13 protein-coding genes are annotated in these 17,771 nt (G+C 62.1%); 3 read left to right on the top strand and 10 right to left on the bottom strand.

Annotated features, from left to right (window positions below):
* Nucleotides 1-51: 51 nt before the first annotated feature.
* On the top strand, nucleotides 52-1,410 hold the full coding sequence (locus tag IRI77_RS28470; RefSeq protein ID WP_194448360.1) for a pyridoxal phosphate-dependent decarboxylase family protein: 1,359 nt from the start codon (nucleotides 52-54) through the stop codon (nucleotides 1,408-1,410).
* Here the strand turns inward: IRI77_RS28470 and IRI77_RS28465 are convergent.
* Nucleotides 1,407-1,838, bottom strand: a complete 432-nt coding sequence (locus IRI77_RS28465; RefSeq protein ID WP_194448359.1) for a hypothetical protein — start codon at nucleotides 1,836-1,838, stop codon at nucleotides 1,407-1,409. The genes IRI77_RS28470 and IRI77_RS28465 overlap by 4 nt on opposite strands.
* A gap of 92 nt (nucleotides 1,839-1,930) precedes the next feature.
* Here IRI77_RS28465 and IRI77_RS28460 point away from each other — a divergent pair, with 92 nt between their 5' ends.
* Nucleotides 1,931-2,440: an asparaginase domain-containing protein gene (locus IRI77_RS28460; protein ID WP_194448358.1), complete on the top strand. Its 510-nt coding sequence runs from the start codon at nucleotides 1,931-1,933 to the stop codon at nucleotides 2,438-2,440.
* Nucleotides 2,441-2,665: 225 nt separating this feature from the next.
* Here IRI77_RS28460 and IRI77_RS28455 read toward each other — a convergent pair whose 3' ends face one another.
* The 8 genes from IRI77_RS28455 to IRI77_RS28420 form a co-directional block, all read right to left on the bottom strand.
* Nucleotides 2,666-5,077 (bottom strand): ABC transporter permease, encoded by a 2,412-nt coding sequence (locus IRI77_RS28455; RefSeq protein ID WP_194448357.1) that lies wholly within the window; start codon nucleotides 5,075-5,077, stop codon nucleotides 2,666-2,668.
* A gap of 59 nt (nucleotides 5,078-5,136) precedes the next feature.
* Complete coding sequence (locus IRI77_RS28450; RefSeq protein WP_194448356.1) at nucleotides 5,137-6,489, bottom strand: sensor histidine kinase; 1,353 nt, start codon at nucleotides 6,487-6,489, stop codon at nucleotides 5,137-5,139.
* A complete protein-coding gene (locus tag IRI77_RS28445; RefSeq protein ID WP_194448355.1) occupies nucleotides 6,486-7,853 on the bottom strand; it encodes a sigma-54-dependent transcriptional regulator in 1,368 nt (455 codons plus the stop codon). Before IRI77_RS28445 ends, IRI77_RS28450 begins: the two co-directional genes overlap by 4 nt.
* A gap of 71 nt (nucleotides 7,854-7,924) precedes the next feature.
* Entirely contained in the window at nucleotides 7,925-8,599 is a 675-nt protein-coding gene (locus IRI77_RS28440; RefSeq protein WP_194448354.1) for an ABC transporter ATP-binding protein, read from the bottom strand.
* A gap of 7 nt (nucleotides 8,600-8,606) precedes the next feature.
* Nucleotides 8,607-11,015, bottom strand: a complete 2,409-nt coding sequence (locus IRI77_RS28435) for an ABC transporter permease (RefSeq protein WP_194448353.1) — start codon at nucleotides 11,013-11,015, stop codon at nucleotides 8,607-8,609.
* Nucleotides 11,016-11,032: 17 nt separating this feature from the next.
* Complete coding sequence (locus IRI77_RS28430) at nucleotides 11,033-11,317, bottom strand: hypothetical protein (RefSeq protein WP_194448352.1); 285 nt, start codon at nucleotides 11,315-11,317, stop codon at nucleotides 11,033-11,035.
* Complete coding sequence (locus tag IRI77_RS28425) at nucleotides 11,314-11,997, bottom strand: ABC transporter ATP-binding protein (RefSeq protein ID WP_194453825.1); 684 nt, start codon at nucleotides 11,995-11,997, stop codon at nucleotides 11,314-11,316. The genes IRI77_RS28430 and IRI77_RS28425 overlap by 4 nt, the downstream gene beginning before the upstream one ends.
* 93 nt (nucleotides 11,998-12,090) lie before the next feature.
* Nucleotides 12,091-13,344: an HlyD family secretion protein gene (locus IRI77_RS28420; protein WP_194448351.1), complete on the bottom strand. Its 1,254-nt coding sequence runs from the start codon at nucleotides 13,342-13,344 to the stop codon at nucleotides 12,091-12,093.
* Between the two features lie 298 nt (nucleotides 13,345-13,642).
* Between IRI77_RS28420 and IRI77_RS28415 the strand changes: the two genes are divergently transcribed.
* The gene (locus IRI77_RS28415) at nucleotides 13,643-17,254 is read left to right on the top strand and encodes a hybrid sensor histidine kinase/response regulator (protein WP_194448350.1); all 3,612 of its coding nucleotides are present in this window, start codon (nucleotides 13,643-13,645) and stop codon (nucleotides 17,252-17,254) included.
* Here the strand turns inward: IRI77_RS28415 and IRI77_RS28410 are convergent, their stop codons facing one another.
* Nucleotides 17,255-17,761 carry a GNAT family N-acetyltransferase gene (locus IRI77_RS28410; RefSeq protein ID WP_194448349.1) on the bottom strand — a complete coding sequence of 169 codons (507 nt, stop codon included), beginning with the start codon at nucleotides 17,759-17,761 and terminating at the stop codon, nucleotides 17,255-17,257.
* Nucleotides 17,762-17,771: the final 10 nt, after the last annotated feature.

Genomic DNA, 17,771 nt, shown 5'->3' with positions numbered 1-17,771 from the left:
GGAGACCTGCTCAGGCAGCATGTCTCCCCTTAGCACCGGAGGACCCGCCAGATGGCCATGGAGAGATTCGCGCCCAGCGCACTGAACACCGCGCTGGAGGATTTGGACCGCTCGTTCGCCCATCTGCCAGAGTTCACGGCCGAAGTACAAGGGCAGGATCGGATGCTCGGGGTGCTGCGCGAGACCGCCGCCCGGTTGGGAGACAATTTCCCGTATTTTCACCCGCTCTACGCCGGTCAGATGCTGAAGCCGCCGCACCCGCTTGCGCGGGCGGCGTATGCGCTGGCCACCTGGATTAATCCGAACAATCATGCCCTGGACGGCGGCCGCGCCAGTTCCGCCATGGAAAAAGAAGCAGTGGCGGAACTGGCCGCCATGTTCGGGTGGAACCAGCACCTGGGCCATCTCTCCAGCGGTGGAACAATGGCTAATCTCGAAGCCCTGTGGGTTGCGGGACAGTTGCAGCCTGGCCAGGCGATTGCTGCTTCCAGCCAGGCGCACTATACGCACGAGCGCATCAGCGGTGTGCTTCACCTGCCTTTCGCAAAGGTCGACGCGGACGATCACGGGCGTCTCAATTGCCAGGCGTTGGAGCGGCGGTTGGAGCAGGGCGGCATCGGCTGTGTCGTCGCGACCCTCGGCACCACCGGGGTGGGGGCAGTCGACCCGCTGCCGGAGATCCTCAAGCTCCGTGAACGCTATGGATTCCGCCTGCACGTCGATTCCGCATACGGCGGCTATTTCCGGCTGGCCGGGAACCTTGCGCCGGCCACCCGCGCCGCCTATGACCTGATCGGCGAAGCAGACTCCATCGTCATCGATCCGCACAAGCATGGGTTGCAGCCATACGGCTGCGGCTGTGTCCTGTTTCGCGACCCGGCCGTCGGGCGGCTCTACAAGCACGAGTCGCCCTACACCTATTTCTCCTCCCACGAGTTGCACCTGGGGGAGATCAGCCTGGAATGCTCCCGGCCCGGCGCTTCGGCGGTGGCCCTATGGGCGACACAGCGGCTGCTGCCGACTGTACCCGGAGGAGAATTCGCGCAGGGACTGGAAGCCTCCAGGCGCGCCGCCTTGACGTTCGCGGCCCGATTGAAAGACGACCCGCGCTTCGTGGTTCCGTTCGATCCGGAACTCGATATCATAGTCTGGGCGCCGCGCGCGCCATCCGCCTCGGAGTCATCCGGACTGTCGCAGAGGATCTTTGACCTGGCGGCGGAGCAGCAACTCCATCTGGCTTTGATCCACCTGCCCGTGTCGATTTTCCGGGCGGCCTGGCCGGACCTGCAGGCGGATCAGCCTACGATCGTCTGCCTGCGCTCGGTGCTGATGAAGCCGGAACACGAGTCGTGGCTCGACCGGATCTACGCGATCCTGGGCTCGACTACGGATGCAGCCAGGTCCACCTAACGCTTCATCGGAGCGGGCGCCAACCGGGTGTAGATCGTCTCGAACTCGGCTTTCGAACCGAAGGCAACTGAGCTGGAGCTTGACGAGGAAGGACCTCCCTCATGATTCGGCTTTGGGCTGGCTGCATCGCGGGCCCCCGCGACTTCGCGGCTGGTCTTCGTTTCCTTCGTCACGCGGCTGCCGGCCTGAGCGGGCCGGGCATCGATGCGCTCGATCTCTTCCCTCGGAATCGCAACCTGCTCATTCTTGACGATGACGATCAGGCTGGATTCGGTCAGTTCATCCATCTTGGCCAGCACCGGCTGCTTCGAACCCCGCTTCAGGATGCGCAGCTCCGTTCCACTCTTCACCGCGCTCACCTTGGTCCACGGGTCGTCCGCCGCGAATACCGCCAGCGCCATCAGGAGAAAAGCAGTGAATTTCAGCATGGGCTGAGGCGAATGTACCATGTCGAAGCTGGAAATTGAAGGCGGACCGGCGCTGCCCTCCACCGGCCGCCGTGTTGCTCCACAATGAAGCCATGGCCACATCCGCGGACGCCGGTCCGATCCGCATCCTGATCACCGGCGGAACATTCGACAAGGAATACGACGAACTCACCGGCCGGCTCTTCTTTCAGGAGTCGCACCTGCCCGAGATGCTCAAGCTCGGCCGTTGCGGCCTGCCGCTGCAGGTTCGCACGCTGATGATGATCGACAGCCTGGACATGTCCGACGCGGACCGGCGCCTGGTTGTGGAACAGTGCCGCTCCGCCGCCGAGCATCGAATTGTGATTACGCACGGAACGGACACGATGACGGAAACCGCTCAAATGCTGGCGGGTGAGATCCAGGACAAAACCATCGTGCTCACCGGCGCCATGGTGCCCTACAAATTCGGCAGTTCCGACGGCCTGTTCAACCTGGGCAGTGCCCTGGCCTTCGCCCAGACCCTGCCGCCGGGTGTCTACGTCGCCATGAACGGCCGCTTTTTCGCGGCTGGCAAGGTGCGCAAGAATCGCCAGACAGGAATGTTCGAAGAGCAGGGTTAGCGGGTCGGCGAATAAATTGATTCCAGGTCCCGCGGTTCACTGTCAGAACCAATGTCCCTGGTCCGCGGTTCCTTTCCGGGATGCGCGCTCGGGATACCGTCCGGTTGCGGGCTGGCCTACAACTCTGATCCACCGCCGACCGGACCGCCGCGGGGAGGTCTCGGACAGTTCACCTGTCTTGCTTCAGGGGGCGAGGCCTTCCCGTGAGCCCAGCCAGGAGCGCCGTCATTCTCCGCGCAGTGCGTTGCCCGGATCCACCTTCGACGCCCGCCAAGCAGGCAGGACGCAGGCGGCCAGGGAAGCGGCCAGGACCAGCAAAGCCACGGCAGCGAAGGTGATAGGATCCAGCGGCTGAACTCCGTACAGCATCTGGCGCATGACCTGGCTGGCCAACGGAGCCGCGAGCAGACCGGCGAAAATGCCAGCCGTGGTCAGCCCCATGCCCTGCGTCAAAACGAGTCGCAGGATGTCCTGGCCACTGGCGCCCAACGCCATCCGGATGCCCATCTCCCGGCTGCGCTGCGCCACGGCAACGGCCAGAACACCGAACAGCCCGACAGCCGCCAGCACGACGGCGAGCCCGGCGAACACAATCAGAAGCACCAAAGCCAAGCGCTGTTGGGCCAATACCTTATCCATCAGGGCGCCCAGAGGCTGCACCTTCTCCACCGGCAGCGATGAATCCACCTCAAAGAACGCCCGCCGGACAGCCCCTTCCAGGGACATCGGGTCGGCACTCGTCCGGATGGCGAACGCCAGAAAGGGCCAGGACCTCTGCGCATGCGGCTGATAGATGATGGGGCGCGGCTTCTCGTCCGGCTTAGCGTAGGCAATATCGTGGACGACGCCAATGATCTGGGCATGCGTCTTGAAGCGGCCCACCCGCATATTGATGGACTTGCCCACGGCGTCCTCACCCGGGAACGTCCGTTTCGCCAGCGCTTCGGAAATCAGCACTACCGGCGGCGCCGTCTCGTTATCGGTCTCGGAGATCATGCGCCCCTTGACGAGGCGGGCACCGATCGTATCCAGATATCGCGGTGTCACCGCCGTGTAGGTCGCCGATTCCTTCTGTCCCGATTGCGCAGGGCGGCCGTCCACCGAGAAATCCGTCAGCCAGTTGACCTGCATCATGGGCAGGGCCGTGCTGACGCCGGCCGAAACCACCCCAGGCACGCGCTCCAGCCGCTCAATGATGCGGCGGACATAATTCGCCTTGGCTGCATCGTCGGCATAGGCAGTCTCGGCGAGGGTGGTGCGGAGAGTCAGCACATGGTCCGAGTTGAAGCCCAAGTCCAGGCGGCTGAGTTCGATAAACGTGCGCAGCAACAGGCCCGCACCAACCAGCAGAATGACCGACAGCGCGACCTCCGACACCACAAGCAGCGAGCGGGTCAGCCCTTTCCGGGCACCGCCCGAGGTGCCGCGGGTCTCGTCGCGCAAAGTGTCCGCCAGGTTGAGCCTCAGCACCTGCCACGCCGGAATTCCGCCAAACAGGATGCCCGCCACCGCGGAAACCACAAACGTGTAGCCGACGACAAGCCAATCCACTTGCGCCAGGGCCATGTTGGGCATGGTGGTGGAACTCCACCGCCCGATGATGCGGACACCCCACCATGCGACGAACAGGCCGACGGCCCCCCCCATCAGGGCCAACGTCAGGCTTTCGGTAATCATCTGGCGAAAGACCCGGCCCTGGGATGCGCCCATGGCGCTGCGAATAGCGACTTCTTTATGGCGGGCGGCGGCACGGACCAGCAGCAGGTTGGCCACATTCGAACACGTGACCAGTAGAACCAACCCGACGGCGGCAGACAGCACCAGCAGAGGTTGGCGGGCATCACCCTGCGCTTCCCGTTCGGCCGGAACGAGATACGGTTCCGTGCCGATGTTGGATTCCGGATGGTCGGCGGAAATGGCCGCGCCGATCGACTTCAACTCCGCTGAAGCTTGTTCACTGGTGATTCCGTCGTTCAGGCGGCCTGTCACATACAAAAAGCGGGAATCCCACGACGCCGCGGCTTCCGGAGAGAGCGCGAGAGGAAGATACATGTCGACCTGGCGATTTTCGCCTTTTATCCGGGGCAAGATACCGGCGACGACGTGAAGTTCATTATCCAGCCGCAGGACTTTTCCGACAATCGCCGGATCGGCGCCGAATCGCTCCCGCCAAAACTGTTCCGTCAGCAGAGCGACCTGATTCCTGCCGATCTGATACTCCTCGGCGGCAAACCCCCTGCCCAGGAACGGTGAGATACCCAGCATCTCCAGGTAGCCGGCACTGACCAGGACAGTGGCCACCCGGGCCGGCTCGTCCCTGCCGGTCAACGTAGCCGGATAGTGCATATACGCGGCAAACTGGGAAAAGCTCTTCTGCCGCCCGGCATATTCCTGGAACTCCGGTGCTGCGAATGCACCCTGCTGTTTGTTGCGGATCTGGTTTTTCGTCCAGATCACATACAACTTGTCGGGATCCTTGTACGACAGCGGATGCAGCAGGACACTATCGACAATACTGAAGATGGCGCTGTTTACCCCAATGCCCAATGCGAGCAAAAGCACCGCTGCCAAAGTAAATCCGGGTTGGCGGAATAAGAGCCGGACAGCGTACCGCACGTCTTCCAACAGACTTCGCACACGCAACTCCCCGTTCAGAGAATATCCTACCTGAAATGAGGGGAATTCGCAGGTTATCGCTAAAAGCTCTGGGAAAGAGGCAGTTGGAGCCGCGCCTGACACCCGCGTACACCGGCTCGGTTCGCCAGAGTCAGAGTCCCGCCGTGCGCCTCGGCAATCTGCCGCGATAGCACCAGCCCGATGCCCGAGCCTCCGGGCTTTGTAGTGAAGAACGGAACGAAGAGGTTGGCCGTGTTCGAGAGGCCCAGCCCCTCATCCAGGACGAGGACTGTCGCCATTGGGCCTTCCACCTCCCAGGTCACGGACACGCCGCCACCCGTCTCTTTAGATGCATCCACCGCGTTGCGGACCAGGTTGATCAGCATCTGCTCCAGCTGATCGGCGTCGGCCTGCAGGGTGATGGCCGGGCCGTTCTGCACTTTCACAGGAGCCCGCGTCTCCAGGTTGGCCACGCGGTGGATCAACCGGTAGAGTTCCACGGGCGCCAGCACCGGCCTCGGCAGCTTGGCCAGCCGGGAGTAGGCGCCGATAAACCGGCTGAGAGACTCTGAGCGGGACGCGATGACGCTGAGCCCGTCCTTCATATCGTCTTCCCAGTCATCCGCCCTCGGCTGGCGGTTGAGGAGTTGCGCCAGGCTGCCCGCGATCGACTTGATGGGCGTCAGCGAGTTGTTTAGCTCATGCCCCAGCACTCGGACCAGGCGCTGCCAGGCCTGGAGCTCTTCCTCACGAAGGGCCCGGGTGAGGTCGGCTACAACCAGCAGCGTGTGCGGCAGGCCGCTCTCCCGGAAAGAGGTACGGCGGATCCCCCAGCGTCCGGCGCTGCCCGGGAACGAGCGGGCAATGGTTTCCGACGCTTCCGAGTGGAGGAACTCGTCCAGCCCCAATTCCGTCGCAGTGCGGCCCAGCAACCGGGCGGCCGGCAGGGCGAGCAGGCGCTCGGCGGCGCGATTGACGAGTTTCAACCGCTCCTGGTCGTCAAACGTGAACAGCGCGACCTCGATCTCCTCCATCACCTTGGTGAGCAGGGCGGTCGCCTCGACGGCGCCCAGGCGCTGCGCCCGCAGGGTGGTGCCGATGGCGTTCAACTGGATCATCACCTCGCCCAGCGCGTCGTCCTGGCGCGCGCCCCGGCCGCGGATGGAGTAGTCGCCCTCGTGCATTGCTTCCAACAGGTTGGCGAGGGTGCGCAAAGGCGAGACCACCCGCTCACGGGCCGAGAAGGCGAAACCCAGCCAGAACCCCATGATGAGGACCGTCATGGTCCAACGCACCTTGGCCGAAAACGTGTCGCCCGACCACAGCACCACCAGGGAGAAGATCACCGCCACTGAGCCCGCCATCAACGAGGCGTAGAGTACGCGATTCTCGTGCGAGGCGAACCAGTAAGAGATGCGGCGGAATGGGTTCATAGACCGTAACGCTGGATGCGCCGGTATAACGCGCTGCGGCTGAGCCCCAGGGCACCAGCGGCCTGGCTGACATTGCCGCCGTAACGGGCCAGGGCTTTCTTGATGAGAAAGGCCTCGACCTCTTCCAAACTCATATCTTCCAGGCGGCCGCCAGTTTCACGGGACGGCCGGAGAGCCAGATCGCTGCTGCGGATGACGTGGTCCTGCGCCATGAGGACAGCGCGCTCGATCACGTGGTTCAACTCGCGCACGTTGCCCTGCCAGGGATGCTCGAGCATCGCCTGCAGTGCCGGAGGATCGAAGCCGCCCACCGGTTTGCGGTAGCGCCGCGCCATCTGCGACAGGTGGTGCGCCGCTAGCAGCGGGATATCTTCCTTGCGTTCACGGAGTGGCGGCAGGTGGATCTCAATCGTGTTCAGGCGAAATAGGAGATCCTGCCGGAAGCGGTTCTCGGCCGCCTCCTGGTGCAGGTTGGCGTTGGTGGCCGAGATGACGCGTACGTTGACGCGTTTCGTCTTCGACGAACCGACGCGCTCCATTTCGCCGGTTTCCAGCACGCGCAGCAGCTTGGCCTGCAGGTTGAACGGGAGATTCGCAATTTCGTCCAGGAAGATCGTCCCGCCGTCGGCGAGTTCAAACCGGCCGACACGGTCGGTCTTGGCGTCGGTGAACGCGCCCTTCACGTGTCCGAAGAGTTCGCTCTCGAAGATGCCTTCCGCCAGCCCACCCATGTTCACGGTGACCATGGGCTGGGTGGAGCGTTCACTGATCGCAAAGATCGTGCGCGCCACCACCTCTTTGCCGGTGCCGGGTTCGCCGGTAATCAGTACGTTGGCGTCCGACGGACCTACCCGTGAGACAAGCTGAAGCACCGGCTGCATCGATTGCGCCTCGGCAATCATCACCGGCCGGCCGTCTGCCTGCAGCAGCCGGTTTTCCGCTTCCAGCCGCGCCCCACGCCGCAGCGCGGCGGACAACTCCAATTGGGTCTTGACGATAGCCAACAGCCGGGCATTGTCCCAGGGTTTCTGGATAAAGTCCTTCGCTCCACGCCGCATGGCTTCGACAGCCACTTCGACACTGCCCCAGGCAGTCATCACCACGATGGGCAGCATGGAATCCACCTGCTGCACCTTACTCATCAGTTCGAACCCTTCCTGACCCGACGTGGTGTCGCGGGTGTAGTTGAGGTCCATCAGCAGAAGGTCGTATTCCTTCTGGTCGAGCGCGGACAACACCGCATGGGGCGAAGTGACGCAATCGAGCGCCAGGCCTTCCGGCTTCAGCAGGAGTCTGAGTGCAGCCAGGACGTCTTCCTGGTCGTCGGCCACCAGAAGCCGGGTTTGGGTTCGATAGGATGACATTGCGGAACTACTATTCCTAGCGCAAAGCAGAGGCCGGGTCCACTCCGGCGAACCTGATCCGTTTCCGGCGCTTAACCTCTGGGGTCGCCTTCGATCCAGCCGTCCACGATGCGGACAATTTTGTGGGCATACGAGGCGTTGGTCTCTGAGTGCGTGACCATCACGATAGTCGCGCCGGCCTCGTTCAGCTTCTTGAACATCTCCATAATCTCAATGCCTTGCGAGGAGTGGAGGTTGCCCGTGGGTTCGTCGGCCAGAATCACCTTGGGGTTGGCGATAATCGCGCGCGCCACACCTACCAACTGCTGCTGTCCGCCCGAGAGCTGGCTGGGGAACAGGTCCTTCTTCCCCACCATCTGGAACCGGTCCAGGGTGTCGGCCACAATCGCCTGACGCTCTGTCTTCTTAATGTTGCGGTAAGAGAGCGGGACATCAAGGTTCTCGGCCACGGTCAGGTCGTCCAGCAGGTGATAGCTCTGGAAAACGAAACCGAAGTACTTCTTATAGACCTCCATGCGCTGTTTGCGGTCCATGCGGTGGATGCTGTGATCGAAGAGTTGGTACTCGCCGGTCCAGGAGGTGTCGTGCATCCCCAGCACGTGGAGTAGGGTCGACTTGCCCGCGCCCGACGGCCCCATCACAGCGATGAAGTCGCCTTCCTTGATCTCAAGGTTAATGCGCCGCAGCACATAGAACCGGTCAGGACCCTGCTGATAGAACTTCTCGATATTTCGTAAGGAAATCATGTTGTTTCTACTCGTGTCGCAATGCCGCCAGCGGGTCTGTGCGTGTGGCCCGCCGCGCCGGCACCAGACAGGCGGCCGTCAAGGCAAGTGCGAGAACCAGAGGCATGCCAATGAATGCCAGGATATCCGATGCGGAGACTCCGAAGAGCAACTGGCTCAGCAGCCGGGCGACGGCAACCGCGCCGGCGAGCCCGAGGGGCAGGCTGAGACCGGCGATCCAGGCTCCTTTTTTCAATACCATACGGAGGATCTGACCGCGTTGGGCGCCAAGCGCGACGCGCACGCCGATCTCCCTGGTCCGCTCGCGAACCGACCACGCCATCAGGCTGTAGATCCCCAGAACCGAAAGGAACAAAGCCACCGCCGCCAGTACCGTCAACATTGCAGCCATGTGTCCGATGCCCAGGATGGCGTCATTGATGAGCTTCCGAAACGGCCGGATGAGGGCCAGCGGTTGGGCCGGATCAATCGCCCGGACGGCCGCCCGGACGGCCGGCAGCAGCGCCATGGGTTCCCCGGTTGTTCGGATGGCCAGATCGAAAGCACCCCATCCGGACTGGGTATAGGGCAGATAGACCACCGGTTGCGGAGTCCGCTCAGTAAAGTCGTGTGCAACATCCCCAGCGATACCCTGGATCGTCCACCACTTGCCATCGCCTAGATGGAAGCGGCGCCCGATCGGGTTCTGATCGGGGAAGTACTGGCGGACAAACGCCGAGGTGACAATGGCCACCTTCTGGGAATCGTCTGTCTCAGACCCGGCAAAGGCCCGCCCGTCCAGGACAGGAATGCCCAACGTCCCGAAGAACCCGCCGGACACATTCTGGATCTGGGCGATTGCCTTCGGGCGGCCATCGTCGGCCCGGCCTTCGAAGGTCACATACGACCGGTTCATGAAGTCGGAGTACGGCAGATTGGAGGTGACCGCCACGCTGGTGACGCCTGCGGCTCCTCTGAGTCGATCGAGCAGGTCCCGCTGAAAGCGCGCCACGGAGGCATGGTCCGGGTAGCGTTGCTGGGGCAGGTTCACCCTCAGTGTAAGAATCTGCGCCGGATCGACAGACAGGTGCAACTGCCCGATAGCGTGGAAGCCCTTCACCATCAACACGGCGCCGGAAAGCAGCACGGTTGCCAGGGCGATCTCCCCGCCTACCAGGAGGTTGCGCAGCCGCTGCCGCGCCGCTGAACCCGTCGAGCCTCGTCCGGAATCGTGCAGATTGCCCAGGATGGGCGTGCGGCTGAGCCAGAGAGCCGGCCCCAAGCCGGATAACAACCCGGCAGCCATGGCGGTGACCGTGGTGCACGCCAGGACAAGACCGTTCAACCCGAGCTTCTGCCAACCCGGCAGCCAGCGTTCGACCTCCGGCGGCATGGACGATTTCATCAGATCCAGCGACCAGACCGCGACGAGCAGTCCGAAAACCGCTCCGGCCAGCGCCACCAGGACACTTTCGGTGAGGATCTGCCGCAGCAAACGCAGGCGTGGCGCGCCCAAGGCGCCGCGAATCGCCATTTCCCTGGTCCGCGAGACGACGTGCGCGAACTGGAGGCTGGCGACATTCAGGCAGGCGATGAGCAGGAGGAAGAGCGCCGCAGCCACCGTCACGCGGGTATAGCTGGCGGTGAGGTCACCGGAGATCCGTTCCCGCAGCGACTCGACCCGGGCGCCCAGTTTGCGGTGGCTGGAAGGAAATTGGGCGGACATGCGCTGGGCGATGCCCTGCAGTTCAGCGCGCGCCGCCTCCAGGGTCACCCCCGGCTTCAAACGAGCCACGGGCTTCAAATAGAAACTGCCCGCCTCGTTCCAATCTTCCGATTTCATGGGCAAGGGCACCCAGAATTCGCTGGGCTGCGGAAAAGTGATGCCCTTCGGCATGACGCCGATCACGGTGAACTTGCGTCCGCTCAACTCTATGGAGCGGCTAAGGATCGCAGGATCTGAGCCGAACTGGCGCTGCCACAGGTTGTAGCTCAATACGACTGAACGGTCTTTGCCTGGCTCTTCCTCTTCCGCCAGAAACCCGCGGCCCAGCAGCGGCTGAACCTGGAGGACGTCGAACAGGCTGGCAGTGACCTGGGAGCCTTCCAACGGGACCGGATCACCCGCACCGGTCAGATTGGCCGACCACCCGTGGGAGACGGCAAGGCTCTGAAAAGACTGGGCCGAGGCCCGCCATTCCCGATAGTCGGCGGGGGAAATCGAGCGAAAGCTGCGGGGATCGCCTTCGTTCTGGCCCGCAGGCATGACCACCCGGTCGATCTCCGGAAGTGGCAGCGGTCTCAAAAGCAGTGCGTCCGCCACGGAGTAGATGGCGGTATTGAAACCAATCCCAATGCCCAAAGCGAGCACTGCCGCAGCGCTCGCACCCGGGTTCTTCCACAGACGGCGGAGTGCGCCGCGCAGGTCGTCGAGCATGTCAAGCCTCTACTTCTTCAGTCTGACTCTACTCCATCACAGTAAGTGGACTTGGTACGCGGCATGGACATTTTGTCGAACTTCTCTTCAAAACGACGCATGCGATCCTCGAGGCGCTGCCAGACACGCTGACCGCGTTCTTCCAGCTTGTTCAAGGAGCGCTCGTGCTGCTGGTCGGACGCGAAGGTCAGATGGAGTTTCGGCCGGGCGACTGCCGACATGGGCAGACACACGGCAAGCAACAACGCCAGCGCGACGACGTCGGGATTCGTGCGCAGAAATGAGGCGAACTTCAGTTTCATGACGCCATGCCCACACTTTCTTCAACTATTCGGCCGTCAAACAAGCGAACCGTGCGCTGCGCCAGCAGGGCATAACGGGGATCGTGCGTCACCATGCAGATCGTCGCGCCGCCGCGGTGCAGTTCGGTCATGAGTTCCATCACGGATTCGCCGTTGGCGGAATCCAGGTTTCCGGTAGGCTCGTCAGCGAGCAGGATCGACGGGCTGCCCACCAGGGCGCGGGCGACGGCGACACGCTGCTGCTGACCGCCCGAAAGCTGTGAGGGGTAGTGCTTTACGCGGTGCGACATGCCGACGCGCTCCAGCGCTTCGTGGACACGCTTTTTGCGCTCGGCGGAGCCCATCCCACGGTAAGTGAGCGGAAGCTCGACGTTTTCGTACACCGTCAGGTCGCCGATGAGGTTGAACGCCTGAAAGATGAAGCCGATCTCCCGGTTGCGGATCCGCGCCCGGTCGCTGAGCTTCAGGCTTTGCACCGCCTGGTTGTTGAGCGTGTAGGAGCCGCCGCTGGGCGAATCCAACAGCCCCAGAATGGCGAGCAGCGTAGACTTACCGCAGCCAGACGGTCCCGCAATGGTGACGTATTCACCCTTCTTGATATCCAGGTGGATACCAGAGAGGGCATGGGTTTCGACGTCCTCGGTGGTGAATACCTTGGTGACGCCGTCAAGTTTGATCATCGACTGGTCGCTCAGTTGCACTGCAATCTCCTGTTTTGCTCGCGTTGGCTAGGATTGTCGTCTCATCATTCAACGGCCGGACGGATACTTTTGTTAATTCAGCCTCAGGCGGTCGTGGCCGTCCCAGGCAGCCATGTCGGAAAGCACCACTCGGTCGCCCACCTTTAGACCATCCAAAACCTCAACTGTTTGTACGGAAACGCGGCCGATTCTTACCTGGACGCGGGAAGCTTCCTTCCCGTCGGGAGTTACCTTGAAGAGGCCGATGACGCTGTTGGGCTGACCGAATACCGGACGCATCACATACAATACGTCTGAGAGCCGCTCAAGTTCCACAGTTCCATCAACACTTAAATCAGGACGGGCGCCCAGGGGCAGATCGCCCTCCAGCCGGAGGTCGACGGTTACGTTGCCGTTGATCGCCGCCGGGTCGATGCGCGAGACCTTGGCCTGGATTACACCGTTGTGCGTATCTACCTGAGCCAATTGGCCGATGGTGATATCCTTTGCCTGCGTTTCGGGAATCTTAATCTCAGCTTTCAGGTGCGTGGGCTGGACGACTTTTGCCAGAATTGTGCCCGGTGCGACGCGCTGTCCTTCTTCCACGGCCATCTGCTGGAGAACTCCAGGGAAGCCGGCAACCACCCGTAGGCCGTCTACCTGCTGCTTTTTCAGGACATAAGCGGCGCGCAGTTTCTCAATATTCACCTGTTGGGCGGCAATTTGCGCTTCCGCCGAGGCGCCGCTGATTTCCAGCCGCTTCTTATCGATGTCAAAACGCTTGCCAGCTTCGTCGGCGGCGGCGCGGGAGAGACGGATGGTCAGATCGGGCGTCAAGCCCTCTTTGCCCAGGGCGTCATCGCGCTCGGCTTTCAACTTGGCCTGGACGAATTCACTCTCTACGCGGGCAACGGCCGACCGCAGATCCAACTTGGCGGTTTCCAGCTTCACTTCCAGATCGCGCATCGTGGCTTCGGCGGCCTTGACCTGCCATTTCAGGTCTTCGGCTGCCAGTTCCAGTTCCGGATTGGCCAGAACCAGGATAACGGTGTCAGCTTTCACCAGCGCGCCAGGGCGCAGGACGATCTTCTGGACTCTTCCTTCATTGATGGCCGGGATCAGTAATGTATCCTCTGGGACCAGCGTCCCGAGACCGCGGACCTGGCGAATCATGGGCCCGCGTTTGACGGTGTCGGTCCAGAGTGTTCCGCCCTCGACGGAGGGAGCAGCCGGTTTCAGCCTTGACAACCCATAGGTAATCAGCGGGATGGCAGCGACAATCACGGTGACTATAATGGCTCGGCGAATGATCTTTTTTCTTTTCGCGCCTTCGCGTGGAACGTCCATGGGAAACCTCGGAGAGCATAGTGGCATGTTGCATACCAAGCCCGGCCGCCCGGGATATGTGGTGAAATTAGAGACAGTTACGCCACAGGACGGCGCCCTGGCGGTCTGCGGGGTGTCCGCTTGTGGGACGGAGAGTGAGCGGAAACGGGGCGAAGGCCGACGAGTTGCGGATTCATGGTCCCTGCGCGGAGTGAAGCTGGGCTCCCCGAGGGCGGCAAATCAGATTTGCTGTATAGACTCTAGACTGGCCTGTCGATAGTGGTAACAGAGTCTGCTCGTGCAGTTACATGCAGTTGGTGTGAAATCCGTCGGCCTAGCCTCGCTACTGAGCGTGGCGCTCACGTGCGCCTGGGCCTTGGATCCGGCCAAACCCGTTGGCGAATATCGCTTTGAAGCCTGGGAAGAAGCGGAAGGCCTGCCACACTACAGCATCAATTCGATCGCACAGAGTAGAGACGGTTACCTGTGGCTTGCCACGTACTACGGATTAGTGCGCTTTGACGGCAAGAAGTTCGATGTCTTCGACCACGCGAACACACCGCAGTTGACCGAGAACCAGATTTGGCGCCTGGAACCCGACACCGAAGGCAATATCTGGGTAGCTACCGCGAGCGGCTTGATCAAGCTACGCGACGGCCGCCTGGAGCGCGTCTCCCTGCCCGAAATCGATCAGGTCTCCCTGCGATGCCTGCTGGCGACGCCTGGAGGAGAACTCTGGATTGGAACCGCCGGCAAGGGTGTTTTTCTGCTCAAGGATGGGCAACTCCACCCATTTGGCCTGGAGAACCACATTATCAGGGCGTTGCACAAAGACAGAAGCGGCAACCTGTGGATCGGCACGAACACCGGCTTGTTCCTGCGCAGCGCCGGAAACCTCAGACAGATATCCCTGAAGGATGGGCTACCGGACGACCGCGTCCTCTCGTTCTATGAAAATGACGACGGACTAATGTGGATCGGCACGGCGTCCGGCCTGGTCTGCGCACGCGACGGCAAGCTCCAGAAAGATCTGCCTAAGGGTCTGGACGCCGTCAAGCTGAAGGGCCAGGTGATCTGGTCGTTCCTGAAGGATCGCGACGGAGCGCTCTGGATCGGCATGCTGGGCGGCGGTCTCGTGCGGTATCTGAATGAAAGTACGCAACCTTTCGAGAACCCGCGCAAGGCGGCCAGCCGAGCCATCACAGCGCTGTACGAAGACCGCGAGGGTTCGCTATGGATCGGCGCAAGCGGTGGCGGACTGGGCCGTTTGCACTCAGTTCCTTTCCACACCCTGACAGCCGACGACGGTCTCGGCGGGAATCAGATCCAGACAGTGCTGACGGCAACTGACGGGACCATGTGGGTGGGCACGAATGGCGGCGGGCTGGCCCACATGACGGCCGCGGGCAAGGTACTGGAGAGTTTCAACCGCAAGAACGGCATGACCTCGGACGATGCGTGGGCCCTGGGTGAGGACCGGAAGGGCGGGATCTGGGCCGGATTCTATGACGGTACGCTCACGCATTTCACGAAACAGGGGCGGCAGAGCTTCGGACGGAAAGACGGACTGCCGGGCAATCCAGTCCTTTCGGTGAAGGAAGACAGCCACGGGGCAGTCTGGGTTGCCACCATCAGCGGAGGGTTGGTGGTGCTGCAGAACGGAAAGGCCCGCCTATACAAGAAAGCGGATGGCCTGCCGACGGATCACATCCGAATCGTTCATGAGGACCGCCAGGGGCGCATCTGGATCGGCACACGGGAAGGATTGAGCCTTTGGTCGGGCGGCCGGTTCCGCAACTTCCACAAGAGCGACGGCCTCTCCGGTGAGTTCATCTTCTCCATGCGGGAAGATGCTGACGGCACGATGTGGATTGGGACGTTCGACGGCGGCCTGACGCGGCTGCGGGATGGCAAATTCTCCCCTGTGCCCGAATCCGCTGGATTCCCAGCCAAGACGATTTTTCAGATTCTCGAAGACAGGCAGGGCGGATTCTGGGTCTCCTCCAGCACCGGGATTTTCCGGATGAGCAAGAGCCAGCTCAACGATGTCATTGATGGCAAGCAAAGCCAGCTCAAGTCCTTCTCCTATGGCATAGCGGACGGCCTCATCAGCCGGGAGTGCAATGGCGGACAACCCGCGGGCGATGTCGCCTATGACGGCCGGCTGTGGTTTCCGACCATGAAGGGCCTGGCAGTGGTCCAGCCCAGCTTGATTGTCACCAATCCGTTGGCTCCCCCGGTGCAAGTGGAACGGTTCCATGCGGACGGCAAGGACTATCCGCTGAACGCTGCCGTGCAGTTGCCGGCGGGCAGCCGGAATCTGGAGATTCAGTACACCGCATTGAGCATGGTCGCTCCGGAGAAGGTACAGTTTCGCTACCGGCTGCTGCCCTATGACCAGGATTGGGTGGAGGCAGGCTCGCGCCGCTCCGCGATGTACACCAACCTGGCACCCGGCTCCTATAAGTTTCAGGTGATTGCCGCAAACAACGACGGCGTGTGGAACGAGACCGGCGCGACACTGGAACTGACGCTTCACCCGCACTTCTACCAGACGAGGTCGTTTCTGCTGGCTCTGCTGGCCGCGGGCTGCGCGGGTGCGTGGCTGCTGCACAACCGGCGGCTGAAGAACCTGACAACTGTGAACCAGGAGTTGGAATCGCGGGTTGTGGAACGCACCTCACGGCTGGAGGAAGCCAACAGAGAGTTGAGTTCGCTGATCGGTGAACTGGAGATCGCGCGTACCCAGGCGGAGGATGCCAGCCGCGCCCGAAGTGAGTTCGTCGCCAACCTGAGCCACGAAATCCGTACCCCGATGAACGGGATCCTTGGTCTGGTGGGATTGGCCCTGCAGACTCCGCTGAATAAGGAACAGCAGGAGTTCCTCCGGTTGACTGAGGAGTCGGCAGAGGCGTTGTTGCATGTCCTGAACGACGTGCTGGATTTCTCGAAGATCGATGCAGGCCACCTGACGGTGGAATCGACGCCGTTCCGTCTGAAGCAACTTGTGGAAGATTCCCTGGGCGTGCTCGCCCCGCGCGCAGCTGAGAAGGGGCTCGAGCTGAGTTTCGATCTCGCACCGGATGCGCCGGAGTCCGTCGTGGGCGACCCCGTACGGCTCAGGCAGATTCTCCTCAACCTGGTGGGAAACGCGATCAAGTTCACGTCAAAAGGCTGGGTCAAGGTAATCGCGGGCGTGGAGAGCGTGGAGGGTGCCGACCTGACTCTGTGGTTTTCCGTTCGCGACACAGGGATCGGGGTCTCCCCCGAAAAGCAAGCGGTGATCTTCGAGCCTTTCCGGCAGGCGGACAACTCCACGACAAGGCAGTTTGGCGGAACCGGACTCGGCCTGGCAATTTCCGCGCGCCTGGTGGCAGCGCTCAAGGGCCGCATCTGGCTCGAGAGTGTTCCCGGACAAGGCAGTATCTTCAACTTCACGCTGAGAGTCCAACGGGCTGGCGTGCAGGCTGAGCCCTCAGAGGAACAGCCAAGGGTTCAACTGCCCGGCCTGATTCCGCTGGCGATTCTGCTGGCCGAAGACAATAAGATCAACCAGAGGGTGGCGGTGAGCCTGCTGCAGAAACTGGGCTGCGAGGTCGATGTTGTGGCCGACGGCCAGGAGGCCGTGACGAGCGTTGAAGCCAAACTCTACGACCTGGTGCTGATGGATGTACAGATGCCGACCATGGACGGGTTGGCAGCGGTCGCCGAGATTCGCGCCCGCGAATCGGGCAGCGGACGGCACATTCCAGTCATCGCGCTGACGGCGCATGCGATGGAAGGCGACGCCGAGCGGTGCCTGGCGGCGGGCATGGATGCCTATCTCCCGAAACCGATCAATCCCAAGAAGTTGGCCGAAGTGATCGACAGCCTGCAGGACCGCAAGAAACAGCAGTGCGTGACTCCCGTCGACGTCCTGCGAGCAAACTGATCAGCGCAGCAGAGCCTCACCAGAGGGCAACAACATCTCCATGCTGACGTCGGAACGGACGTAGGGCGACGGCTTTACACGGTCTGGCGGCATGTGAACAAACCCACAACTCTCATAGAGATGGATGGCATTGGCGAGTTGGTGGTTCGTTTCCAGAAACAGGCGCGGCGCACCAAGGTTCCGAGAGTGGTCGATGAGCGCCACCAGCACCATGCGGCCAATGCCGCGCCCTCGCAGGCTCTCGTCCACGGCCATCTTCGCCACTTCAAAACCGCCGTCCGGCATGGCCAACAACGCTCCGCAGCCTACGGCACGGCCACCGGAAACGGCCATCAGGATGTGGCCGCCCGGAGTCAGGATCTTCTCGACGGGATGTTCAAGGACTTCGCGATCCTTCGCTTCGATGGTGAAGATCGCGGCGATCCAGGCTTCGTTCAATGCCCGGAAGGCATGCTCGTCCCCCGCTTGGAAGGGGCGAATGAAGACAGTATCTGGAGTAGCGTCCATAAGAGTCCTG

Source organism: Paludibaculum fermentans (genome assembly GCF_015277775.1).
GTDB lineage: Bacteria > Acidobacteriota > Terriglobia > Bryobacterales > Bryobacteraceae > Paludibaculum > Paludibaculum fermentans.
This window is presented reverse-complemented; position numbering and strand designations above follow the sequence as displayed.